General features: G+C 37.7%; 18 protein-coding genes. 7 read left to right on the forward strand and 11 right to left on the reverse strand.

What is annotated here, in order from left to right:
- Window positions 1-7: 7 nt before the first annotated feature.
- The 3 genes from ABJ974_RS16080 to ABJ974_RS16090 all read right to left on the reverse strand — a co-directional run bounded on the left by ABJ974_RS16080 (window position 8) and on the right by ABJ974_RS16090 (window position 2,505).
- Entirely contained in the window at window positions 8-640 is a 633-nt protein-coding gene (locus ABJ974_RS16080) for a DUF4919 domain-containing protein (RefSeq protein ID WP_419869234.1), read from the reverse strand.
- Complete coding sequence (gene hflX / locus ABJ974_RS16085; protein ID WP_419869235.1) at window positions 640-1,863, reverse strand: GTPase HflX; 1,224 nt, start codon at window positions 1,861-1,863, stop codon at window positions 640-642. Before hflX ends, ABJ974_RS16080 begins: the two co-directional genes overlap by 1 nt.
- Window positions 1,864-2,079: 216 nt before the next feature.
- Entirely contained in the window at window positions 2,080-2,505 is a 426-nt protein-coding gene (locus ABJ974_RS16090; RefSeq protein WP_419869236.1) for an META domain-containing protein, read from the reverse strand.
- A gap of 97 nt (window positions 2,506-2,602) precedes the next feature.
- Between ABJ974_RS16090 and ABJ974_RS16095 the strand changes: the two genes are divergently transcribed.
- Together ABJ974_RS16095 and ABJ974_RS16100 are read left to right on the forward strand one after the other, a co-directional pair.
- Window positions 2,603-4,804, forward strand: a complete 2,202-nt coding sequence (locus ABJ974_RS16095; protein WP_419869237.1) for a S46 family peptidase — start codon at window positions 2,603-2,605, stop codon at window positions 4,802-4,804.
- 76 nt (window positions 4,805-4,880) lie between these two features.
- Window positions 4,881-5,357, forward strand: a complete 477-nt coding sequence (locus ABJ974_RS16100) for a YdeI/OmpD-associated family protein (protein ID WP_419869238.1) — start codon at window positions 4,881-4,883, stop codon at window positions 5,355-5,357.
- Window positions 5,358-5,382: 25 nt separating this feature from the next.
- On the opposite strand, the gene ABJ974_RS16105 is transcribed toward ABJ974_RS16100, so the two are convergent.
- Window positions 5,383-5,688: a monooxygenase gene (locus ABJ974_RS16105; protein ID WP_419869239.1), complete on the reverse strand. Its 306-nt coding sequence runs from the start codon at window positions 5,686-5,688 to the stop codon at window positions 5,383-5,385.
- A 302-nt stretch (window positions 5,689-5,990) separates the two neighbouring features.
- Between ABJ974_RS16105 and ABJ974_RS16110 the strand changes: the two genes are divergently transcribed.
- Window positions 5,991-6,425 carry a thioredoxin family protein gene (locus ABJ974_RS16110; protein ID WP_419869240.1) on the forward strand — a complete coding sequence of 145 codons (435 nt, stop codon included), beginning with the start codon at window positions 5,991-5,993 and terminating at the stop codon, window positions 6,423-6,425.
- Window positions 6,426-6,461: 36 nt separating this feature from the next.
- Here the strand turns inward: ABJ974_RS16110 and ABJ974_RS16115 are convergent, their stop codons facing one another.
- Both ABJ974_RS16115 and ABJ974_RS16120 read right to left on the reverse strand, forming a co-directional pair.
- Window positions 6,462-7,994 (reverse strand): YifB family Mg chelatase-like AAA ATPase, encoded by a 1,533-nt coding sequence (locus ABJ974_RS16115; RefSeq protein ID WP_419869241.1) that lies wholly within the window; start codon window positions 7,992-7,994, stop codon window positions 6,462-6,464.
- Between the two features lie 103 nt (window positions 7,995-8,097).
- Entirely contained in the window at window positions 8,098-10,506 is a 2,409-nt protein-coding gene (locus ABJ974_RS16120; RefSeq protein ID WP_419869242.1) for a multicopper oxidase family protein, read from the reverse strand.
- Between the two features lie 775 nt (window positions 10,507-11,281).
- Here ABJ974_RS16120 and ABJ974_RS16125 point away from each other — a divergent pair.
- Window positions 11,282-12,163, forward strand: a complete 882-nt coding sequence (locus ABJ974_RS16125) for an AraC family transcriptional regulator (protein ID WP_419869243.1) — start codon at window positions 11,282-11,284, stop codon at window positions 12,161-12,163.
- Window positions 12,164-12,168: 5 nt separating this feature from the next.
- On the opposite strand, the gene ccoG is transcribed toward ABJ974_RS16125, so the two are convergent.
- Complete coding sequence (ccoG, locus tag ABJ974_RS16130; protein WP_419869244.1) at window positions 12,169-13,611, reverse strand: cytochrome c oxidase accessory protein CcoG; 1,443 nt, start codon at window positions 13,609-13,611, stop codon at window positions 12,169-12,171.
- A gap of 564 nt (window positions 13,612-14,175) precedes the next feature.
- Here ccoG and ABJ974_RS16135 point away from each other — a divergent pair.
- Window positions 14,176-14,427, forward strand: coding sequence for a hypothetical protein (locus ABJ974_RS16135; RefSeq protein WP_419869245.1), 252 nt, complete (start codon window positions 14,176-14,178; stop codon window positions 14,425-14,427).
- Between the two features lie 6 nt (window positions 14,428-14,433).
- The gene (locus tag ABJ974_RS16140) at window positions 14,434-16,308 is read left to right on the forward strand and encodes a hypothetical protein (RefSeq protein WP_419869246.1); all 1,875 of its coding nucleotides are present in this window, start codon (window positions 14,434-14,436) and stop codon (window positions 16,306-16,308) included.
- Window positions 16,309-16,428: 120 nt separating this feature from the next.
- On the opposite strand, the gene ABJ974_RS16145 is transcribed toward ABJ974_RS16140, so the two are convergent.
- The 4 genes from ABJ974_RS16145 to ABJ974_RS16160 all read right to left on the reverse strand — a co-directional run bounded on the left by ABJ974_RS16145 (window position 16,429) and on the right by ABJ974_RS16160 (window position 20,046).
- Entirely contained in the window at window positions 16,429-17,400 is a 972-nt protein-coding gene (locus ABJ974_RS16145) for a T9SS type A sorting domain-containing protein (RefSeq protein WP_419869247.1), read from the reverse strand.
- 126 nt (window positions 17,401-17,526) lie between these two features.
- On the reverse strand, window positions 17,527-18,819 hold the full coding sequence (locus ABJ974_RS16150) for an outer membrane beta-barrel protein (RefSeq protein WP_419869248.1): 1,293 nt from the start codon (window positions 18,817-18,819) through the stop codon (window positions 17,527-17,529).
- Window positions 18,812-19,378 carry an RNA polymerase sigma factor gene (locus tag ABJ974_RS16155; protein ID WP_419869249.1) on the reverse strand — a complete coding sequence of 189 codons (567 nt, stop codon included), beginning with the start codon at window positions 19,376-19,378 and terminating at the stop codon, window positions 18,812-18,814. The genes ABJ974_RS16150 and ABJ974_RS16155 overlap by 8 nt, the downstream gene beginning before the upstream one ends.
- Before the next feature lie 101 nt (window positions 19,379-19,479).
- Window positions 19,480-20,046 carry a DUF4840 domain-containing protein gene (locus tag ABJ974_RS16160; RefSeq protein ID WP_419869250.1) on the reverse strand — a complete coding sequence of 189 codons (567 nt, stop codon included), beginning with the start codon at window positions 20,044-20,046 and terminating at the stop codon, window positions 19,480-19,482.
- A 184-nt stretch (window positions 20,047-20,230) separates the two neighbouring features.
- On the opposite strand from ABJ974_RS16160, the gene ABJ974_RS16165 reads away from it, so the two are divergent.
- A complete protein-coding gene (locus ABJ974_RS16165; RefSeq protein WP_419869251.1) occupies window positions 20,231-20,737 on the forward strand; it encodes a hypothetical protein in 507 nt (168 codons plus the stop codon).
- The last annotated feature ends 75 nt before the right edge of the window (window positions 20,738-20,812 follow it).

Here is a 20,812-nt window from a genome sequence, read left to right on the forward strand (position 1 = left end):
TGTTTTTTTAGTTAAAATCTAAATAAAGTACTTTGATATATACTTCGTTGTTATTGTTTTTCCAAATGTCCATGACTCCGTCTTTTAAGGATTTGGAAGTTCTTGTAAAATCCTGCCCGATGTTAAGAATATTCAATAAAATATATTCGTCTCCCACAGAATTTACATAATAGGCTGTTTTCTCAGATTTGCCGTCCCCGGAGTTCTTCATGGCATCGGTAAGTAATTTGAACTGGCTCAAATGATGTAAAAAATTACTTGAATCCTGCTTAGCATCGTAGGTACGAAGCAATATAAGAAGAACATCCAGATTAGTAGGATCCTTATCATACAAAGCTCTTCCCAGCTTTATACAATCCTCAAAATTATTTTCCTTGAAAGCCACCACAAGCTTTTTAAACTCTTCATCATTGGTAGAGACCTTATTTTCTCTAAAGTTTCTTCCATAATAAAGGTGTTGGGCTTCGATGCTGTCAAGGGATTTGGGAATCCCTTTAAATTTAAAAATCAATCTCTCATAGTTATAGAGAGACTGGGGGTTTCTGAGATTTTTTTCAATCCCTTTAAAATCTATCTTTGATTTCTGACTAAAGCCAAAAACAGAGATTAAAAGCAATAATAAGAAAATACGATATTTCATCAATTGTTATTTTCATCTTCCTCGTCCTCAAAATATTCAAACAGGAAGTCATTATAAGGAAATCTGGAAATATGAATTTTCATTACTTCATCATATATAAGCTTTTTCATTTCAGGGAAGTTTTCTTTGGTAAGAGCCGATATGAAAACCGTAGGATATTTGGACTTTGCCATCCATGTTTTCTTCCATTCATCCAATGAAATATTCTTTCTTGTAGATGGAGTAAGGTCATCTTCCTCTTTTTTCTCATAGCTGAAATCATCGATCTTATTGAAAACCATAATCATCGGCTTTCTATGGGCATCTATTTCCTGCAAAATCTGATTAACGGAAGCAATGTGATCTTCAAAACTGGCATGGGAGATATCCACAACATGGATCAGCAGGTCAGCTTCTCTCACTTCATCCAAAGTAGATTTGAAAGATTCCACCAGCTGTGTCGGCAGCTTTCTGATAAACCCAACGGTATCTGTAAGAAGGAAGGGTAAATTTCCAATTACTACTTTTCTTACTGTGGTATCAAGAGTTGCAAACAGTTTGTTTTCAGCAAAAACTTCTGATTTGGAAAGAGAATTCATCAAGGTGGATTTTCCCACATTCGTGTATCCTACCAGCGATACTCTTACCATTTTGCCACGGTTATTTCGTTGGGTAGCCATCTGTTTATCGATGGTTTTAAGTTTTTCTTTGAGCAATGATATTCTGTCACGGATAATACGACGGTCGGTTTCTATCTCTGTTTCTCCGGGTCCTCTCATCCCGATCCCTCCTCTCTGACGTTCCAAGTGGGTCCACATACGGGTCAGCCTTGGTAAAAGATATTCGTATTGTGCCAGTTCCACCTGCGTCCTCGCATAAGAAGTCTGCGCTCTCTGAGCAAAAATATCAAGAATAAGATTGGTTCTGTCCAGTATTTTTACTTCCAGTTCTCTTTCTAAGTTTTTGAGCTGTGAAGGAGAAAGTTCATCATCGAAAATAATGGTTCCGATTTCGTTTTCCTTAACGTACGTTTTTATTTCTTCGGCTTTTCCGCTTCCGACAAAAGTTCTTGAATCCGGTTGCGATAGTTTTTGGGTAAACCTTTTTTCTACCGTTGCACCGGCCGTATAAGCCAGAAACTCCAGCTCATCCATATATTCTTTAAGCTTCTCCTCATCCTGGTCTTTTGTAATGAGCCCCACCAATACGGCTTTCTCATAACTATGTTCTTTCTTTTCGAGCATTAAGTCTATGTATATTATAAGATTTACAAGATAGCATTTTTAAATAAGATAAACAAATTTTCCTCAAAAATAACCCTTGTTTACTATTAAAAACCCTTTAATATAATATTGATTCTTAGTTTTTTAGCATCTTTATAAAGTATTTGCTATTGAAACTACAAAATCATATTATTATATAAATAAAAAAAGCCTGTGTTTACAGGCTTTCCAATCTATTTAATCCCAATCTGCGGCGATAAATTTCATTTCATTTCCTCTTTCATCAGACAAAATGAGTTCATGTCCTTTGATGGTGTAGCGGGTCATATTTTCAAAGCTTTCACCAAAAGAGTTTTCAAGGTCCATATTATTACAGGCCATCAATGTTCCTCCTAATCCCGAAATCTTCATTTTTCCATTATTTTTAAATTCAGAAGTAAAAAACATATTGTTGCATCCCATAAATGCCGATCCTTGAATTTTACCTTTTTCCTCTTTAGCCGTAAGGTCAATGGCAGCCTTGCTTTTAATCAACTGATCTTTTGTAAAATTACTGAATGACACCAACATCCACTGTCTTTGTAAATTGTAATTTTTAGCAGCCGGTTGTGAAGAACAGCTCCCTACCAATCCGAGTGTAATAATTACAAAAAATGTTATCATAATTTTTTTCATAAAGAAAGCCCCTCCAATTCTGTACCAATCCATTTAAATATCGTAAAAATTAGTAAATTAGCCCCACAAAAAATTATTATATAAAATGAAAAGAATACTTCTACTATTCACTTTCTTATTGAGTTTTGCTCAAATGAGAGCCGATGAAGGAATGTGGCTATTAATGCTCATCAAAAGGCTTAATGGTGTTGATATGCAAAAAGAAGGTTTGCATTTGACTCCTGAGGAAATTTATTCTGTAAACAATTCCAGTTTAAAGGATGCGATTGTAAGTTTTGGAGGATTTTGTACAGGGGAAATTGTATCTGACAAAGGGCTTATCTTCACGAATCACCACTGTGGATATGGTGCAGTAGCAGCTGCTTCCACTCCGGAAAAAGATTATCTGAAAAACGGATTCTGGGCCTTGAAACAAAAAGACGAATTCAATGCTAAAAACCTGTATGTTAGATTTTTAGTAAGAATGGATGATGCTACGCAAAGAATTAATTCAAAGCTAAACAACAGCATGACTCCTACTGAGAGAAAAGCTATCATCGAGGCTGAAACAAAAGCCATCGAGTCCGAAAACTCAGAAAATGGAAAATATACTGTGGTAGTAAAAGATTTCTTTAATGGAAATGAATTTTATTATTTTGTTTACCAGGATTATAAAGATATCAGACTAGTAGGAGCTCCGCCTTCCTCTTTAGGAAAATTCGGTGGAGATACGGATAACTGGGAATGGCCAAGACATACGGATGACTTTACGGTTTTCCGTGTTTATGCTGATGCTACCGGTAACCCTGCGGAATATTCTCCAAGCAATGTTCCTTTAAAGCCCAAGCACCACCTTCCTGTTTCCCTTAAGGGATTCAAGCCTGGGGACTTCGCTATGATCTTAGGATATCCGGGAAGAACCAACCGTTATTTAACTTCTTACGGAATCCAGCAGATGGTTAACCGGGATTATCCGGCATGGGTGGAAGCTTCCAAAATAGCTATGGATGTAATGAAGAAGTATATGGATAAAGATAAAGCGACTCAGCTTAGCTATGCTTCCCAATACGCTTCGGTAGCCAATTACTGGAAAAACAGACAGGGAACAATTGATGCCGTAGATAAAAACGGAACGATCTCTGACAAACAAAAAATCGAGGCCACCTACAGAGCATGGTCCGTACAGCCCGGTAATGAAATATATGATGGGGTTTTAGAAGATATTGAAGCTTATTATAAGCAGGTTTCTGACAGAAATGTTGAAAGAAATTATTCTGCTCAGCTTTCCAGAAATGCTAAATACATCAGCCTTGCTTTCCAATTAGGAAGTGTTCTTAATACCTATGCCCAGCTGGATATGCAGGGAAGACTAGCGATGAAGCCAAAAGTGGAAGCGGCTATTAAAAGCGCCTACGAAAACTTCAATACCAACCTTGAAGGTGAAATGCTAAGCACCATGGTAAGCCTTTATAAATTAAAAGTAACCAACAGAGATGTTGCTTCTAACACTATCCTTGGGCTGGATGCTAACAATTTATCAAATGTTGCTTATTCTTCTATCTTTGCCAATAAAACTTCTGCCACTAATTTCATCCTTAATCCGGACCGTTTAAAATTGGATGCTGATCCTCTTTGGAAAATCGCAAAAGGAATCGCAGCAGATCAAAAAGCAAATACAGAAAAATTCATCAAAGTAGACGATAATTTTGCTAAGAACAACCGTTTATTCTTAGCGGGATTAATGAAAGCCATGCCTGAGAAAAAATTCTATCCGGATGCTAATTCTACGATGAGACTTACCTACGGATCAATAGACACTTTACCTATCAGAAGCGACAGAAACTATTTTGGAGTAACTGAAAACTACTATACAGATATGGAAGGTTTAATAGGTAAATACAAAAAAGATGATGAAGAGTTTGACCTTCCTCAGAGAGTGATCGACCTTTACAATATGAAAGATTTCGGTCAGTATGCAGATGCTGCAGGGCATATGCCTGTTAATTTCCTTTCCAATAATGATATTACAGGTGGAAACTCAGGATCTCCGGTAATTGATGGTGACGGAAACCTTATCGGAATTGCATTTGACGGAAACAGTGAAGCATTAAGCGGAGATATCGTTTTTGAACCTGAATGGCAGAAAACAATCAATGTTGATATCCGTTTTGTTCTTTGGACAATCGATAAATATGCAGGAGCAAGAAGATTAATCGACGAGCTAACGCTTGTAAGAGATGAAAATACTCCTGCCGATACCAAGACAAAAGCTGTTCCAGCAAAATCTAAAGCAAAGAGCAAAAAATAAATATTTTTTTGAACAGATATAAACCGTGGAATTTCTTCCACGGTTTTTTTTATTTTTGAATACTTAATTAATTTTTATGTCATCTCAAGAAATACAATTTTCAGCTATTATTAAACAAAACGGAACCATGAACGCTGCTTTTGTAGAGTTTCCGTTTTCCACAGAAGATTTATTCCATAAAAAGGGACAGGTAAAGGTAAAAGCAATATTTGACAGCAAAGTAGAATATAGAGGAAGTCTTTCCAAAATGAAATCCCCTTGTCACATTTTGGGCCTTACTCAGGAAGTCCGTAAACAGTTGAGGAAAACTTTTGGAGATGAGGTATCGGTAAACCTTTCTGAAGACAAAGAAGAAAGAACAGTTGAGATTGCAGATGATATTGCCCAAATATTTGATCAGAATCCTGTGGCCAAAGATTTGTTCGATAAAATGAGCTATACGCACAGAAAAGAATATATCCGCTGGATCGAAGAAGCGAAGAAACAGGAAACCAGGGAGAACAGAAAATCAAAAATGATTCGGATGATCTTTGATGGAAAAAAAGGAGTTTAATTATTTAAACTCCTTTATCTTTTAATCAGTTAATTCCCTTATTTAGTTGAGAAAGAGGTTCATTAATGGTAAAATACTGGCAGTCTATATGAGTCGCTCCCATAGCCTCTACTCTTTTGGAGTGCATTTCAGCATATGCCCTGGCATTATCGAGGGTATCAAAAACATAAATTCCGCCACTTCTTCCCGTTTCTTTATTCTCAATCCATATTTTTGAAATAAAACCTTTTTCTTCATTGATACTTTCCGCTAAAGGTTTTGCATTGACCGATAAGCTTTCTCCCATCATTTCTACAGGAAAATCAAAATTAATCTGTAATAATATCATCATTTTTTATTTTATACAAAGCTATGGATAAATAGTAAAACGAGGAATTTATTTATTGATATTTAAATCTTATAAATAAGTACGCTGCCATATTTCAGAATATTTAAAGAGGGATAATTTAGACCACGGAAATAAAACAAAAAACCCATAACAAATTAAGCCACTGCCCATCAACAGCTTAACTTCTTTAAGTGAAATTTTTAAGAAATTCTTTTGTCAGGATTTCAGAATAAGCCCGACTCTAATTACAAATAAAAAATAATATGCCTTAAAGGCTTATCTCTAATTCTTTAAAGATTATTAAAATGAAAAATATAGTAGTAACACTGGCTTTAGCAGCACTCGTTATCCTTGGGTATTCTTTTAAGTCTTCCTCTGAGATTTCTCCAGGTACTCAGGAAATCAGTTTTTATAAAGGAAGTCTGAAGGAGGCTATGGTAAGAGCCAGGAAAGAAAAGAAAATTATTTTCCTGGATATTTATGCGGTATGGTGCGGTCCCTGTAAGCTTCTTAAAAACACGAGTTTTAAGGATAAAAATGTAAGTGATTATTTTAATAAAAATTTCGTTAACCTAGAAATTGACGGTGAAAAAGGAGAAGGAAAGGAGCTCGTTAAAAAGTATGGGCTAAAAGGCTACCCCTCTCTTTTATTCATAGACAGTCAAGGAAATATAATTAATAAAAGCCTGGGTTATTATGATGGAAAGGAATTATTAAAGATTGCCAAAGGACTTAAATAAACAAAAACAGATCGGATATCTATCCGATCTGTTTTTTTATACATTCCAAAATCCCCGATCCAGGCTTCTATACTGTATCGCTTCAGAAATATGAGGGGAAAGTATTTTTTCCGAGCCTTCAAGATCCGCAATTGTCCGGGCTACTTTTAAAATCCGGTCATAAGCCCTTGCTGATAGATTTAGTTTTTCCATGGCCATTTTTATGAGGTCAACAGAAGTTTCATCCAATTCACAGAATTTTTCTATTTCCCGGGGTCCCATTTGGGCATTGTAACTTATCTTTAAATCTTCATACCGCTGTTGCTGTACTTCCCTTGCCTTCAAAACCCGCTTCCTTATTTCTTCACTTTTCTCTCCCTTCCTCTTTTCCGTCAACTGTTCAAATTCTACTTTCTGAACTTCTATATGTATATCAATACGGTCCAACAAAGGTCCTGATAGCTTATTCATATAACGTTGCATTTCGTAGGCTGATGATGTATTTCCGGGATCATCAGGAAAAAAACCGCTGGGACTGGGATTCATAGAAGCCACAAGCATAAAGCTTGCAGGATAGTTTACGGTAAACTTTGCCCGGGAAATTGTAACCTCCCTGTCTTCCAAAGGCTGTCTCATAACTTCTAAAACCGTTCTTTTAAATTCCGGCATTTCATCCAGGAAAAGAACTCCATTATGAGCAAGTGAAATTTCTCCCGGTTGGGGATAGCTTCCTCCGCCCACCAAAGCGACATCAGAAATCGTATGATGGGGTGACCGGTAGGGACGAACCGTCATAAGTGCTGTTTCTATTCCCATTTTTCCTGCAACGGAATGGATCTTTGTGGTTTCCAATGCTTCTTTTAATGTTAAAGGTGGAAGAATACTGGGTACTCTTTTGGCCAACATCGTTTTCCCACTTCCGGGAGGTCCTATCAAAATAATATTGTGGCCGCCGGCTGCAGCAACTTCCATTGCTCTTTTAGCCGTTTCCTGTCCTTTTACTTCCGAAAAATCAAAAGGAAACTGATTTATTTTTTCATGAAATTCTTTTCTGATATCGAGATCAGCTTTATCAATATTTTTTTCTTTATTAAAGAAATCGATTACTTCCTTGATATTCTGAATCCCGTATACGTCAAGCCCGCTTACAATAGCTGCTTCTTTTATATTTTGCTGGGGAAGGATAATTCCTTTAAAACCTTCTTCCTTTGCCTGAATGGCAATAGGCAGCACACCTTTAATGGGCTGTAAACTTCCATCAAGCGAGAGTTCACCCATAATTATATAATCCTGAAGCTCTTCTGCCAGTATCTGATCGGACGCTGCCAGAATTCCGATCGCAATGCTTAAATCATAAGCTGATCCTTCCTTCCTGAGATCTGCAGGTGCCATATTGATGGTGATTTTCTTTCCCGGAATTTTATAGCCCACATTTTTGAGTGCTGCTGAAATTCTGTAACTGCTTTCTTTAATTGCATTATCGGGCAATCCAACCAGGTGATAGCCTATTCCCGTATCCACGTTTACTTCAATAGTAATAGTCTGTGCCGCAACTCCATGAATTGCACTTCCATAAATTTTAATCAACATATTTTGTGTTTTATATGTAAATATAATTTATTTCACTTGATTTGGATATAATAAGAATAAAAAAGGAGGCATAAATGCCTCCCATAGTAAATATTTAATCGAGTTAATAAGTTAAGGTTATACCGGCTCCCCACCCCATATCACTGTCATAGTGGGTCGACAGGGAAGCATTTTTGGTGACTATATATTTTAAGCCCAGCATATATTCTTTGTCTGTATTGACAGAAAAAGCACCCCTTAACCTTTGTGTCAAAGGAATATCCTCTCTTCTCAACTGGAGTCTTACAATTCCATCTGTAAAAATTTCCGTCTGAAAATCAATAAGCATAGGAAGAGTGTATACAACTCCTGCACTTAGATTGGCTCTTTTGTCTTTAGCATTTTTCTGACCAAAAAGGTTTTTCTCATTTCCGGAATCTTTACTTTTTCTATATCTCCAGTCGAATCCGATGAAAGGCATCAGCCACTGCATTTTACCGATATATCTTCCGACATGGGTTTCGTTTTCAAAACCGTCCATATTATTATACCCCAGTCTCCATTCCGTACCGATACTCCATCTTGCATTTTGTAACATGGCGCGGCCGTCATTTCCATTGGTTGCAAAATCATTTTCTGCCATCAGGTGCCATTCATTGCTTTCTTTCTGAAGCATTTTATACGCTTTTTCTTTATCGGGCAATTCCGGATTTTTATAGTCTCCAACGGCAAAAACCCTGTTCATTCCAGACATCATGTGATAGAGAATATGGCAGTGAAAAAACCAGTCTCCTTCCCTATTTGCTTCAAATTCTATAACATCCGTTTCCATGGGCATGATATCCAGCACATTTTTAAGAGGAGCCTGCGATCCCTGTCCATTAATCACCCTGAAATCAAAGCCGTGTAAATGCATGGGATGCCGCATCATGGAATTGTTTATTAAGGTAATCCGTAAAATTTCTCCTTTTTTGACAGGAATTTTATCCACTTCGGAAAGTACTTTATTATCCATACTCCATACATAACGGTTCATATTACCTGTGAGGGTAAGTGTGATTTCTTTTACAGGAGCCTGGGATGGGAGTGAGGTATCGTAGGGAGATTTAAGCATACTGTAATTCAGTGTGGTAATCTCTCCGGTTCCCATATCCATGTCGTGTCCCGAATGATTACCGTTGCTCATATCCATACCTTTCATAGCTCCCTCTTTCATTTCGGGTTCTTTTTTCTTTTTTTCTTTTTCACCTGTAATTTCAGGATACATGACGACATTCATATCCATCTTTTGAAGGGTCATACCGCCCATTTCTTTCATATCGCCATTCATTTTCATCATATCATTCATCATTTTCATTCCTTCAAAATATTTAAGCTTAGGAAGCGGAGCATGAAACTGTTTTTCTCCTTCCCCAATAAAGACTGAGGTTGACTGGGTCCGGTCCTCGGGAGTTACTAAAAGTTCGTAGGATTTATTTTTCTCCGGAATGGTCACTATAATGTCATATGTTTCGGAAACTCCTATAATAAGCCTATCCACTTCTACAGGCTCTACATCTTTTCCGTCGTTGGCTACGACCAGGAACTTACCCCCTGCATAATTAAGCCAAAAATAGGAGGATGCTCCGCCATTCGATATCCTCAGTCTTACTTTATCTCCTGCTTTAAACTGGGAAAGCTGCTGATCCGATGCACCGTTTATCAGAAATTTATCATAGTAGATATCACTCACATCCATGGCCAGCATACGTTTCCATTCATTAGTGATTTTCGTTCCCAAATGCCCTTCTTTAATGGCTTCCCAGTAGCTTTGGGTAGACCCTTTTTTTATCGCAAACCAATCATTGGCGTTATGCAGCATCCTGTGAACATTCATGGGATTCATATTGGTCCATTCGCTCAGGATCAGAGGGACAGCAGGTAAATCATCAATGCCTTTTCTAAAGGTAGAGTCATCCTCTCTTTTTTTCATGATAAATGAACCATACATTCCTATCTGCTCCTGTAATCCGAAATGAGAATGATACCAGTGGGTACCATTTTGAATAATCGGGAATTTGTAGGTATAGGTAGAATGAGGCTTTATCGGCATCTGGGTAAGATAAGGAACTCCGTCTTCTTTATTGGGAAGCATTAAGCCATGCCAGTGCAAAGCCGTTGCTTCATCCATAAGATTATGAACGATAATCTCAGCCGTGTCCCCCTCGGTAAAAGTAAGGGTGGGCATGGGAATCTGTCCGTTTACAGCTATTGCTTTTTTGGGTTTGCCGGCATAGTTTACAATCGTATCATTTACGTATAGATGATACGTTACCGTTTTTCCATTGCTTTCTGCTTTTGCAGGGAAGGGTAGGATATTTTTATCCTGTTGTATGTCTTCGGAATGGCTATGGGTTTCGTTCTTTTTTTGGGCTGTTGCCGTATGATTATGCTGTGCATGAAAAGACAGGAAACAGAAGAATATTGACAAACCTAAAAGCTTAGTCTTAATTATCCGATATTTTTTATTTTCAAAAAAAACCAGGCGTTTCATTATTAGTTTTTTAGTATTCTTGAATTTAATCATTTTTATTAATTCTTTTTACTCTTTTCCGTTAAACTTGGATAGAAGTCCGGATATTTCCAGGCTTCAAACTTGATTTAAAATTGAGTTCAGCCGTATTGGAAATCCTCATTATCATTGATTTTTTCAGGGAAAATATTTACCCATAGAATAATAATAAGTACATTGAAACAAAAGTATTTCAACGAGACACAATTCCGGCTGACAGGAAGAATTAAGCTATTTTAGGGATAAGCCAAATAGAAAGAAATCCTTTGGAAATTTTAGTGTTATAGAATGAAAATAAAGAGGTTTCAAAGCTTATTGAATGGGCAAACAAAAAAGTGTCCTGAGGTGTAAAAAAAGAAATCTGACCACTGGCCGGACATTTGCATAAAGAGGTGCCACAACTATTTCCACAGCTGCTATTCCCTCCTTTTTGGTGACTGCATATCATCCTACACTGGTGGTGTTTTTCAGATACCTGCTTTTGATTTCTGCTTTGAGAATAAGAGGTTACCTTGCCTGCTTTCGGAGTATTCAAATTACATGCATAGACGGACTTTGGCATCAATAAAAATCCCAGGAAAAACAAAGTCAATATGTAAATGTGCCGAAACATCTATGCAAAAGTAGGAATTTATATTTATTTCCAATGCCTGACTTTTTTATATCAGAATGGTAAAGCTCTTTTCTCACTTACAAGGAAGCAAGTAAGAATTTAAGGATAATCAATAATTTTTTGTTTATTTTTGAGTAAAAACAAATGACTTCTATATCGGTTCTTCATATTAATCTTTTTCAATCCGGGAAAAGCCGTTCGGATTTTTATTTTAATACTTTAAAGGATCACCTGGTAACGAGTCATAAGCATATAGAGAAGCCCCACCGTCATGATTTTTATGTTACCGTTCTTTTTACCAAAGGAACGGGGATACATGAAATCGATTTTCAGAGGTATGAGGTTTCGGAAGGAAGCATTTTCTTTTTATCACCCGGACAAGTACATAGCTGGGAGCTTTCTGATGAGACGGACGGTTACATATTTTTTCATTCCCAGGAATATTTTGATTTATATTATGTCAACCAGAAGCTTAGGAACTTTCCTTTTTTCGGATCTTCATCCTCTCATAAAAAGTTACAGCTGGGTGCCGGTGAGCTAAAAGAAACCGTTTCCCTTTTTAAAAAAATGGAAGAGGAATTTCATTCTTCCCATATTATGAAAGATAATTTCATCCTTTCACTTATTACCCAGCTTTATATTCATTCCACCCGGCAATTTTCACGGGAAGACAACATACTGGTAAGCCCCACCAGCTTTTCTTATTTTAAGCATTTTCAGGATTTTGAAAGCTTACTTAATGAACACTTTGCTACCCGGAAATCCATTGCTTATTATGCTTCCCTGCTGAATATTACGCCTAAGCACCTTAATAGGATAACGCAGACCGTCGTACGGAAAACCGCTTCCGAAATTATTACGGAACGCGTCATGCTGGAAGCTAAAAGAATGCTTATCTATCTTGATGAAAGCCTTGTGGATATTGCTTTTAAATTAGGGTATGAAGAGTATTCCTACTTTGTGAGGGTTTTCCGTAAAAACACAGGAATAACTCCTACCCAATTCATTAAAAAATATAAATCCTAAACGCATTAAAACTGTAGCTTAAACGGACCTTCAAAAGTGGTTTTATAGGAATCCAGCATCTTCCCGTTTTCATCAAAGACCCCTATCTCTATGTTCTGTTTATTAAGCTTGATTTCTTTTTCCGGGAAAGATATATTAATATTTCCTTTGAGGATTTCATCACCTTTTACCGTAATTGTACTGGGACCGAAGAATGTTATTTCAGCATTGGAAGGTTCCAACACTTTGATCGTTACTACTTTCTTTTCGTTGGATTTATTCAGGAAAGTATAGATATAAGTATTGGTAATTTTACCATCCTGGACAAAAAAAGTAGAGCCTGCGGGTCTTATGAATTTGGTTTCCATAGCTCCTCTGTCATACATCAGAAAACCTAAAAATCCTATGAGAAGAGCAAGAAAGACTGTTGTTGCCGCCATTCTTGATGTGAACTTGAATTTGGTTTGATTTTCAATTTCAGCTTCAGTTGCATACCGGATTAATCCTTTAGGCAATCCTACCCGGTCCATTACCTCATCACATGCGTCAATACACGCGGTACAATTTACACATTCCAGCTGTTGCCCGTTTCGGATATCTATTCCGGTAGGACATACCACCACACATTGGTTACAATCTATACAATCCCCTTTACCAATAGCTTTCCGGTCTTCGCCATTTCGCCATTTCGCCCGGTTTTCTCCCCTTTTAAAATCGTAATAGACATTGATGGTCTGCTTATCTATTAAAACTCCCTGAAGCCTTCCATAAGGACAAACTAATGTACATACCTGCTCCCGAAACCATGCAAATACAAAATAAAAAGCTCCTGTAAAACAGATCATCACTATAAAGTTTACAGGATGGGCAAATGGACCTTCCCTCATAATCTGAAAAACCTGTTCATATCCTACAATATACATAAACATGAAGTGGGAAATCACTAACGAAATAAGGGCAAAAATCCCCCATTTCAACATTCTTTTTCTGATCTTTTCAGCATTCCACTCCTGCTTGGCGAGTTTCATCTGTCTGTTTCTGTCCCCTTCTATCCAATATTCAATCTTACGGAACACCATTTCCATAAACAGGGTTTGAGGACAAAGCCACCCACAGAATATCCTTCCAAATACCACGGTAAAAAGCATTACGAAGATAACGGAGGTAACGGCTCCCAACGCAAGTATAAAAAAGTCCTGAAGGTAAAACGGCTGGCCGAAAATAAAGAACTTCCTATCCAGCACATTTATCAATAAAAAAGGATTGTTATTGATCTTCACAAAGGGTAACCCGAAAAACAGAATCAATAATAAATAACTTACATAATTTCTGTAGTTGGTATATTTTCCGGTAGGTTTTTTAGGGAAAATCCATTTTCTTTTTCCGGTATCATCCATTGTTCCCACAGTGTCCCTGAAGGCCTCTCCATCACTTCCCGGAATTTTAATATTATTAGGCTGTAAACTCATAATCACAAAAATTTAAAGGATTAAAAACATATAGCCCATTCATCGGCTCTTCTCTCATACACCAGTTTTTTATCCTTAATTATTACTATTACAAAGTTCGGAACTAAACTTATGTTTAACTAATAATATACACTTCCCTAATAGGACATTTAGGACATTATCATTAGTAATGATTATTTATCAATTACCTTTTACATTATGATTAAAGTGTTAAAAAAGAATAATTTAAGAATTAAATATATTATATTCAATAAAAAATATTATTTTTGATTAAATTTAAAACACATCCGCATGAAAATTAAAGAAAAACTACCTAATAATTAATTATTTCAATTAATTCACACCCCGTAGATTTATTACAAAAAGCACTGACTCTACAGTGAATGCATCCTGAAACTCCACTCAGGAACTATCATAAATGAGCAAAATTCAATGAAAAATAATTTAAATTAAAGAACTAACGTTATGAAAAAAACCTTATTCCCCCTATTGCTATTTTTTTTTAGCACGCTCTCATTTGCACAAGTTGGTATTGACACAAATACGCCACATCAAAAATCTGCTTTGGAAATTACCTCGAAAAATAACAATACAGGAGTTTTGTTCCCGAGACTTACGACCGCTCAGATCAATGCTATTTCCCCAACTAATGGTGATGCTATTGTTGATGGACTAATGGTATATAACACCGATACGAAATGCTATAACTATTGGGCTGCTGCTCCCAGAAATACCTGGCTGCAGATTTGCGGTACAGCTGTTACAACCAATAGGTCGTCTTCATCCTTAACGAATACAGGTCCAACAAAAAAATAAAGTACCATGAAGCACTTAACTCAATTATTTTCATCAATATTGATGATATGTAGCTACGTGGTGTTTAGCCAGGTTGGTATCAATACAAACACCCCCCACTCAAAAGCTGCATTAGATATTGTTTCGACAAACAATGATACGGGAGTATTATTCCCCCGTCTAACCACCTCACAACGAGGCACCATTTCACCGACAATAGGCGACCTGGTAGTAGACGGATTATGGATTTATAATACAGACACAAAATGTTACAACTACTGGCAAGCCGACTCAAATAACCAATGGGTTGAGCTATGTGGAAATTCAACTGTTTTCCAGCTTTACTGTTCAGATTTGGTAAGAAGCGGAACCCCTTTTGTTGAAAGTGTTCCTAATACAGGGTTTGTAACCATACCTTATTCCTCAAGCAGTACGGATCCTTATGCAGGACAAACCATTAACTCAACTGGGGTTACCGGCCTTACAGCCACCCTTGCCCCCGGAACCCTTTCCAACGGAAACGGAGATTTTGCGTTTACCGTAACCGGGACTCCCAGCAGCTCGGGAACGGCATCTTTCCTTTTTACAATCAACAATACCACCTGTACGTTTAGCGTAAACGTAAGCCCCGGAACTGCAACCATCAATTGTGCAGCAGCAGTGGTTACCGGTACATTAATGAGCGGATCCCCGGCCTCAGGAGTATCCGTAAGTATTCCTTATACTAACGGAAACGGAGGACCTTATACGGCTCAGTCTATTGCTTCAACAGGAGTAACCGGATTAACAGCTTCTATCCCGGCAGGGAACTTTGCTAACGGAAACGGCAATCTGGTATTTACGATATCAGGTACACCGAATACTTCCGGAACAGCATCCTTTAACCTGAATATGGGAGGAACCAACTGTACATTTACTGTTGATGTAGCATTAGGCCTTGCCCAATATTCAAGTTGTAGCATGTCTACACAAGGTACTTATACCGTAGCCACCAGCCTTACTTCCAGCAACACTCTTACCGCAACTTTAAATGTGACCGTTGCCGGAAGAATCAGACTGAGATCGCAAGACAAAAACGGTATTCTATTCGATAGTGGAGAAGTAACGGTAGGAACAGGATCACAAACCGTAACTTTAAATTCCATTACGGCTACATCCGGAAGATTCCCTATGACGGCAGAGGAGGTAAGTAATGGCGGAAATGGCGCTAATAATCAAACATCCACCTACACGATTACCAATACCCTGAACAATACGACATTACCTTGTTCGGCTACTATTGATGTAAAACCTAGAATATGGCAGAATTTTGTGCCAACCGGAAATGATACCGCAACAACGGGACCATTATATACAGGAGCAAACAACGGAATGATTGACCTTGAAATGCAGAATAACTCCACATTCCAGTTTGGTGGAATAGGATTGTATTACAAAGTATGGGCAAGAAATGTATCCGGTTCTACCTTCAATTATTCTATTGTTACAAGATCTTCAGCAGATCCACCATCTGCAGCTCTAACCTGGAGCAGCTCTCTGACCAATAACAGCAGAGTAGGATCTCTGGATGTCTATCTGCAATCTGGTAACAGAGCGCCTTCCACAACCGGAGAAATCGGAGCACACGCAGGTCCCAACGCCGCATTTGCCTCTGAAAACAGTGAAACAGGTATGAATATCACCTTAGGAAATGTTACCGACACCTCAAAATGGTTTAATAATCTGGGTACTAAAATCTATAAATATCGCTTGATATTTAACTCTAAAGATTACCGTACTTCCGGAACTAACCTTGCAGTTGTTCTGTATGGAATATATGACACCACTGTTTCTGTAACCAACTTTGATCCGGGTGATCTTACAGTGAGAGGAGGAGACCCTCAGCAGACCTATTGGCCTTAATAAAATGAATGAATCATAGCAGGTCCGCCCCATACTGGGGCGGACCTTTTTATAGGGATATAAAAAAGCAGCACAGATAATAATCCGTACCGCTTTCCCATCAATTATTAAAACTAACTATTATTTTTTTATAAATTTATTCCTGTACATTTTACCTTGGGAATTTTTAGAAATAATAAAATAGACCCCGGGATTAAGCCCACTTACATCTATAGGCTGATTATACTGATGATCTCTTATTTGTAAAACAAGCTTACCGGAAGCATCAATAACCGAAACTACTTTATAGCGCTTATCGGATTCTTTACCTATATATATAAACTGTGCGGTGGGGTTAGGATATACGCTCAGGTCATTATCATTGGGATTAACTTCCCCCGTAGTCAGATTGCAAAAGCCAAAGCTCCCGAAATTAAGCTTTACAAATCCTCCCAGCCCTAGAAACTCACACTGATCAGGACAATATTCCGTACAGGCATAGAACCCATATTCACCGGAAGCAGCAGCTGTATAGGAATCTCCGGTGGCTCCGGGGATAATGCATGGATCTCCGGATACCGGTGGAATATTAGCAGGTGTACACTGATACCAGGTATGGATTCCGTATAAATCTGGAAACATATTCTCAAATACTACAGATGCTCCACTACACACATTATATTCTCCGGCACCTATCTGCTCATAGGTTCCTGGTGTAAAATTCGCCACCATTGCCGGTAATGCATAAGCGAAACCGTCTGCCATAATAACCTGGCTTTCTGCCGTACAGTTATTGGAAGTCACTTCTACTTTAAAATAATACAGCATATCATCCGTCCCGTTAATCGTCAGGTTTTGGGAAGTGGCTCCCGGAATAGCTATCCATGGGTTGGGGTTGGGTGACTGCCAGGTCCATTCCTGCTTATACCATTGGTAGCTGTCATAAGCTTGTGTGGAAAGGGTTTCCGTTTCTACATTACAGAATACGACCTTATCGGGAAACTGAGCTCCGAGGCGGGGACTCGTAATCGTGGGCGTAAAAGAACACTGGGCTTTTATATTCATTACACTGAATAATAAACAAAAAGCTAAAAGGATCAATTTAGTTTTCATGTTAAATTATTTTTATGGGGTTGTTTTATATGTTATTATTATTGAGATTAAAAAAGGGGAATACACGGTCATGGCTCATCAAAACAAGCCCTATCTTTATTATTAATTTTCTATGTGGTTTACTTCTTAATCTATCTGCAGCCGGATTCCGAACCTTACATTAAAATTGAATGGCTTTTCCTTATAAATGGTATTCAGTGGGCTTTTATCGCTGAAATGGTAAGTTACTCCCGGCTCGGCATAAATTCCTATATTGTTGATAACCTTCAGCTGCACTCCCAACGCCGAATTAACTGAAAACTGAACCGGTTTAATATTGATCTTTTCTTCTTTTTCTTCCTTTACCCCATTATCAACGATGTATTTTGTGGTAAGCTTACCCGATACTGCTTTTTCTGCTAGTGCTCCGGCAGTGACATAACCGGTAAACCTGCCTTTTTTAATTACATTATAGTTTACCTGCACAGGTACTCCTATATAATGTACAGACTGATCCATTTTTATATAATCCGATTCACTCCCGGAATGCACTTCGGAAGAAAGCTTTGTATAATTCACCCCGGTTCCTATTCCCCATTTATTCCCTAAGCCGTAATAGAGAGACATTCCCAGGGTCACAGGTGTTTTATGAATAATCCTTGCGTTCACCTCCTTATTTTGATTAGCCAAAAGGATATCCACTAGCGGATTACCTTCTGAACTCTGCCACATTTCCCCGTTGACACTCATAGGACTTCCTCCTGCAGTAGCATAGCCGGGAAACTGATCCGATGAGCTCCCGGAAGCACTTCCTGTCAACATACTGAGCATCAGGTTCCTTTTCTTTTTATGTTCTTTTGGCGACGGTTTATTGTTATTAACAAGGAGGTTATCTTTGTGTAATGTCAAATTAACTTCCGGCAGATCACCTGTTTCGGGTATTACAATTTCATTTTGAAAATTCGAAGAGCGTATTGCCAAGTCTTTCTTATTAAGTAAAATAGCCCTAATAATTTCCTCTTCCAGATGATAATATGAAGTACTTTTTCTGGATCTCACTATCATTTTTTCCGGATTATTCTCAATTTCTTTTTCCGAAAGCTCCTTCATTGGGATTTGATTTTCAACTTTCCGGGTATCTTCCCTATTATTTGAAGAAACTTCCGGAAGTTTCTTTTCGGGAAAATATTTTTCATTCTTTAAGTCCAATACATAACTCACAGAAAAAATAAGCAATAGAGCAGCTGCCATTCCTGCCAGACGGTACATCCACTGCCTGCTGCCGGACTTTCCTGGACTTTCATTTTTCACTAGAGGAACGATTACCTTATTTTTCTCATCATTAAATAATTCTTCACTGATATCCTCCCACAAATCTTCGGGAACATATTCTGTATGTTCCTCCATCTTTTGGCGAAGATCATTTAACCACTTATTCATAATGTGCTTTTTGTAATACTTTATATTCCTTTATTTTATTGACCAATAATGCTTTGGCCCGATAAAACTGGGATGCTGAAGAATTTTCTGCAATACCTAAAAGGCCGGCAATTTCTTTATGACTTTTCTGCTCAAATACAAACAGGTTAAAAACCGTTCTGTATCCTTCTGGAAGTGCACGGATCATTTTCATAATGGCTGCCTGAGGTATTTCGTTCAGGTCCGGCTCTTCCTCATCCGGGATATCCGTACATTCAAAATCATCGGAAAACATTTTATTGTCGGGATTCTGTTTAAGATGTTTAAGGGATTCATTAATAACGATACGGGACATCCAGGCATTCAGAGATCCATTCCCTCTGTATTCAAAAGAATCTATGGAGCGAAACATATTGATAAAACTGTTCTGTAATACATCATGTACGTCATCTTTACTGATAATATAACGGGAACAGACATAGGCAAGCTTACCGGAATAAGCCATGAATAGCTCTTTCCAGGCAGATTCTTCTTTCAGCACAAGACGTCTTGCTAAAATTTGTTCCGCGTTTTCCTCCATTAACTTTTCCTTGATCTATTCATATGCAGTTAATCAATTTAACATAATTGCAAAAATAGGTTGCCTTTTTTCTAAAAACAACCTATTACGTTTGATGTTTACTAATATTTCAGGCTGTAAGGAAAGCTATACTGAATGATTTCAAATGGGTCAACCGCTGTTCCGTCCACAGCAATTTTTTCTACTGTCAATCCAAATCTTAAGGACCAGTCCTGTCCTACAAACAATCCATTCTGTTTAGCTGCAACCGTTACAATGGTATTCTTATTGACTCCATCTACGGGTATCTGGAAGATCAATGCCTGGGGTTTGAGCTTTAATTCCACTACATTCTGACTGGCATTCAGGGTAGGAGTATAATTGATTTTATATTCCACTTTTCCTATGGCTTTAACTGCTTCCTGGGCTTTAACGGGGTCCGAGATCACCGAGCTTACAATTTCTTCAATGGGAAATTCTTTGAAGGTCATCACCGAGTCCTGCGCTGTAAAACTGACAACCTGATTCCTGTATTGAGGTCCCTGCTGGGTAACCAGTCTCCCTTTGTAGCTTCCGTTAACATCTTTTAAAGTTACCGGTATGATTTCCACGGAATCGTTACAGGCGATCAGAGAAAGCCCCATTAATAGTACTGCTGCCGTTAAAAATATTTTATTCAGTTTTTTCATTTCAATTCGTTTAACATTTAATTTTATTCTTTTCATTGGAGTACTCATTTATATAAATCCGGTTTTTTAAAAATCTTGCATGGCTTTTCTAAAAAATTTACCCGGGACCTAATGACAGAGGAAAAAATATATTCTTAATGATCATTTTTTAATTTTTAATACATTTGTTAAAACGATTGCGTCAATGAACCTGGAACTCGTAAAAACACACCTGAATGCCTATAAGGATCATAATCAAATTATGGATGCGGCACATTATCTGATCAGTTCTTTTGGTCTGGAGCATGAAAATTTTGCAGGTTTCGGATTTCGGCCGGAACTTTCACCGGATTCTATGCTGCTCACCGCGGAAGGTGAACTGGGTGGTCCCCAGCGGGTAATGATTCCTCAGAATTTATTTGATTTTGATCTCAGCCTGGTTCTTAATATGATTGCTCATGAAATGCTGCATGTAAGACAAAAGGCTCCGGGCCATATAATTGAAGATAAAAACGAAAGAGAATTCCAGGCCTATTACGAAATGCTATTCCATAAAGTTTTCCCGCAAATTCCCGAGGTTTCGGATTTTCATAAAAAATTTTTCGGGGAAAAAGCACTCGAATATTACAGAAGAATGGGAGAAAATTCAGAGTTGCAAGAAAAATACAAAGCCGATAAAACAGAAATTGAGCAACTTATTCAAAGTATTTAATGAATATTTTTTCATTTTACCCCTGAAATCAAATTAAACAAAACACATTAAAATCAATAAAAATTTAATTATATC

Origin of the sequence: Chryseobacterium sp. CT-SW4 (genome assembly GCF_048572715.1) — a bacterium.
In the GTDB taxonomy this organism is placed as follows: Bacteria; Bacteroidota; Bacteroidia; order Flavobacteriales; family Weeksellaceae; genus Chryseobacterium.

Bases quoted from the DNA above. Each gene is read 5' to 3' on its own strand.
- ABJ974_RS16080 (WP_419869234.1), bottom strand. From the start codon at position 640: ATGAAATATCGTATTTTCTTATTATTGCTTTTAATCTCTGTTTTTGGC.
- hflX (WP_419869235.1), bottom strand. From the start codon at position 1,863: ATGCTCGAAAAGAAAGAACATAGTTATGAGAAAGCCGTATTGGTGGGG.
- ABJ974_RS16090 (WP_419869236.1), bottom strand. From the start codon at position 2,505: ATGATAACATTTTTTGTAATTATTACACTCGGATTGGTAGGGAGCTGT.
- ABJ974_RS16095 (WP_419869237.1), top strand. From the start codon at position 2,603: ATGAAAAGAATACTTCTACTATTCACTTTCTTATTGAGTTTTGCTCAA.
- ABJ974_RS16100 (WP_419869238.1), top strand. From the start codon at position 4,881: ATGTCATCTCAAGAAATACAATTTTCAGCTATTATTAAACAAAACGGA.
- ABJ974_RS16105 (WP_419869239.1), bottom strand. From the start codon at position 5,688: ATGATGATATTATTACAGATTAATTTTGATTTTCCTGTAGAAATGATG.
- ABJ974_RS16110 (WP_419869240.1), top strand. From the start codon at position 5,991: ATGAAAAATATAGTAGTAACACTGGCTTTAGCAGCACTCGTTATCCTT.
- ABJ974_RS16115 (WP_419869241.1), bottom strand. From the start codon at position 7,994: ATGTTGATTAAAATTTATGGAAGTGCAATTCATGGAGTTGCGGCACAG.
- ABJ974_RS16120 (WP_419869242.1), bottom strand. From the start codon at position 10,506: ATGAAACGCCTGGTTTTTTTTGAAAATAAAAAATATCGGATAATTAAG.
- ABJ974_RS16125 (WP_419869243.1), top strand. From the start codon at position 11,282: ATGACTTCTATATCGGTTCTTCATATTAATCTTTTTCAATCCGGGAAA.
- ccoG (WP_419869244.1), bottom strand. From the start codon at position 13,611: ATGAGTTTACAGCCTAATAATATTAAAATTCCGGGAAGTGATGGAGAG.
- ABJ974_RS16140 (WP_419869246.1), top strand. From the start codon at position 14,434: ATGAAGCACTTAACTCAATTATTTTCATCAATATTGATGATATGTAGC.
- ABJ974_RS16145 (WP_419869247.1), bottom strand. From the start codon at position 17,400: ATGAAAACTAAATTGATCCTTTTAGCTTTTTGTTTATTATTCAGTGTA.
- ABJ974_RS16150 (WP_419869248.1), bottom strand. From the start codon at position 18,819: ATGAATAAGTGGTTAAATGATCTTCGCCAAAAGATGGAGGAACATACA.
- ABJ974_RS16155 (WP_419869249.1), bottom strand. From the start codon at position 19,378: ATGGAGGAAAACGCGGAACAAATTTTAGCAAGACGTCTTGTGCTGAAA.
- ABJ974_RS16160 (WP_419869250.1), bottom strand. From the start codon at position 20,046: ATGAAAAAACTGAATAAAATATTTTTAACGGCAGCAGTACTATTAATG.
- ABJ974_RS16165 (WP_419869251.1), top strand. From the start codon at position 20,231: ATGAACCTGGAACTCGTAAAAACACACCTGAATGCCTATAAGGATCAT.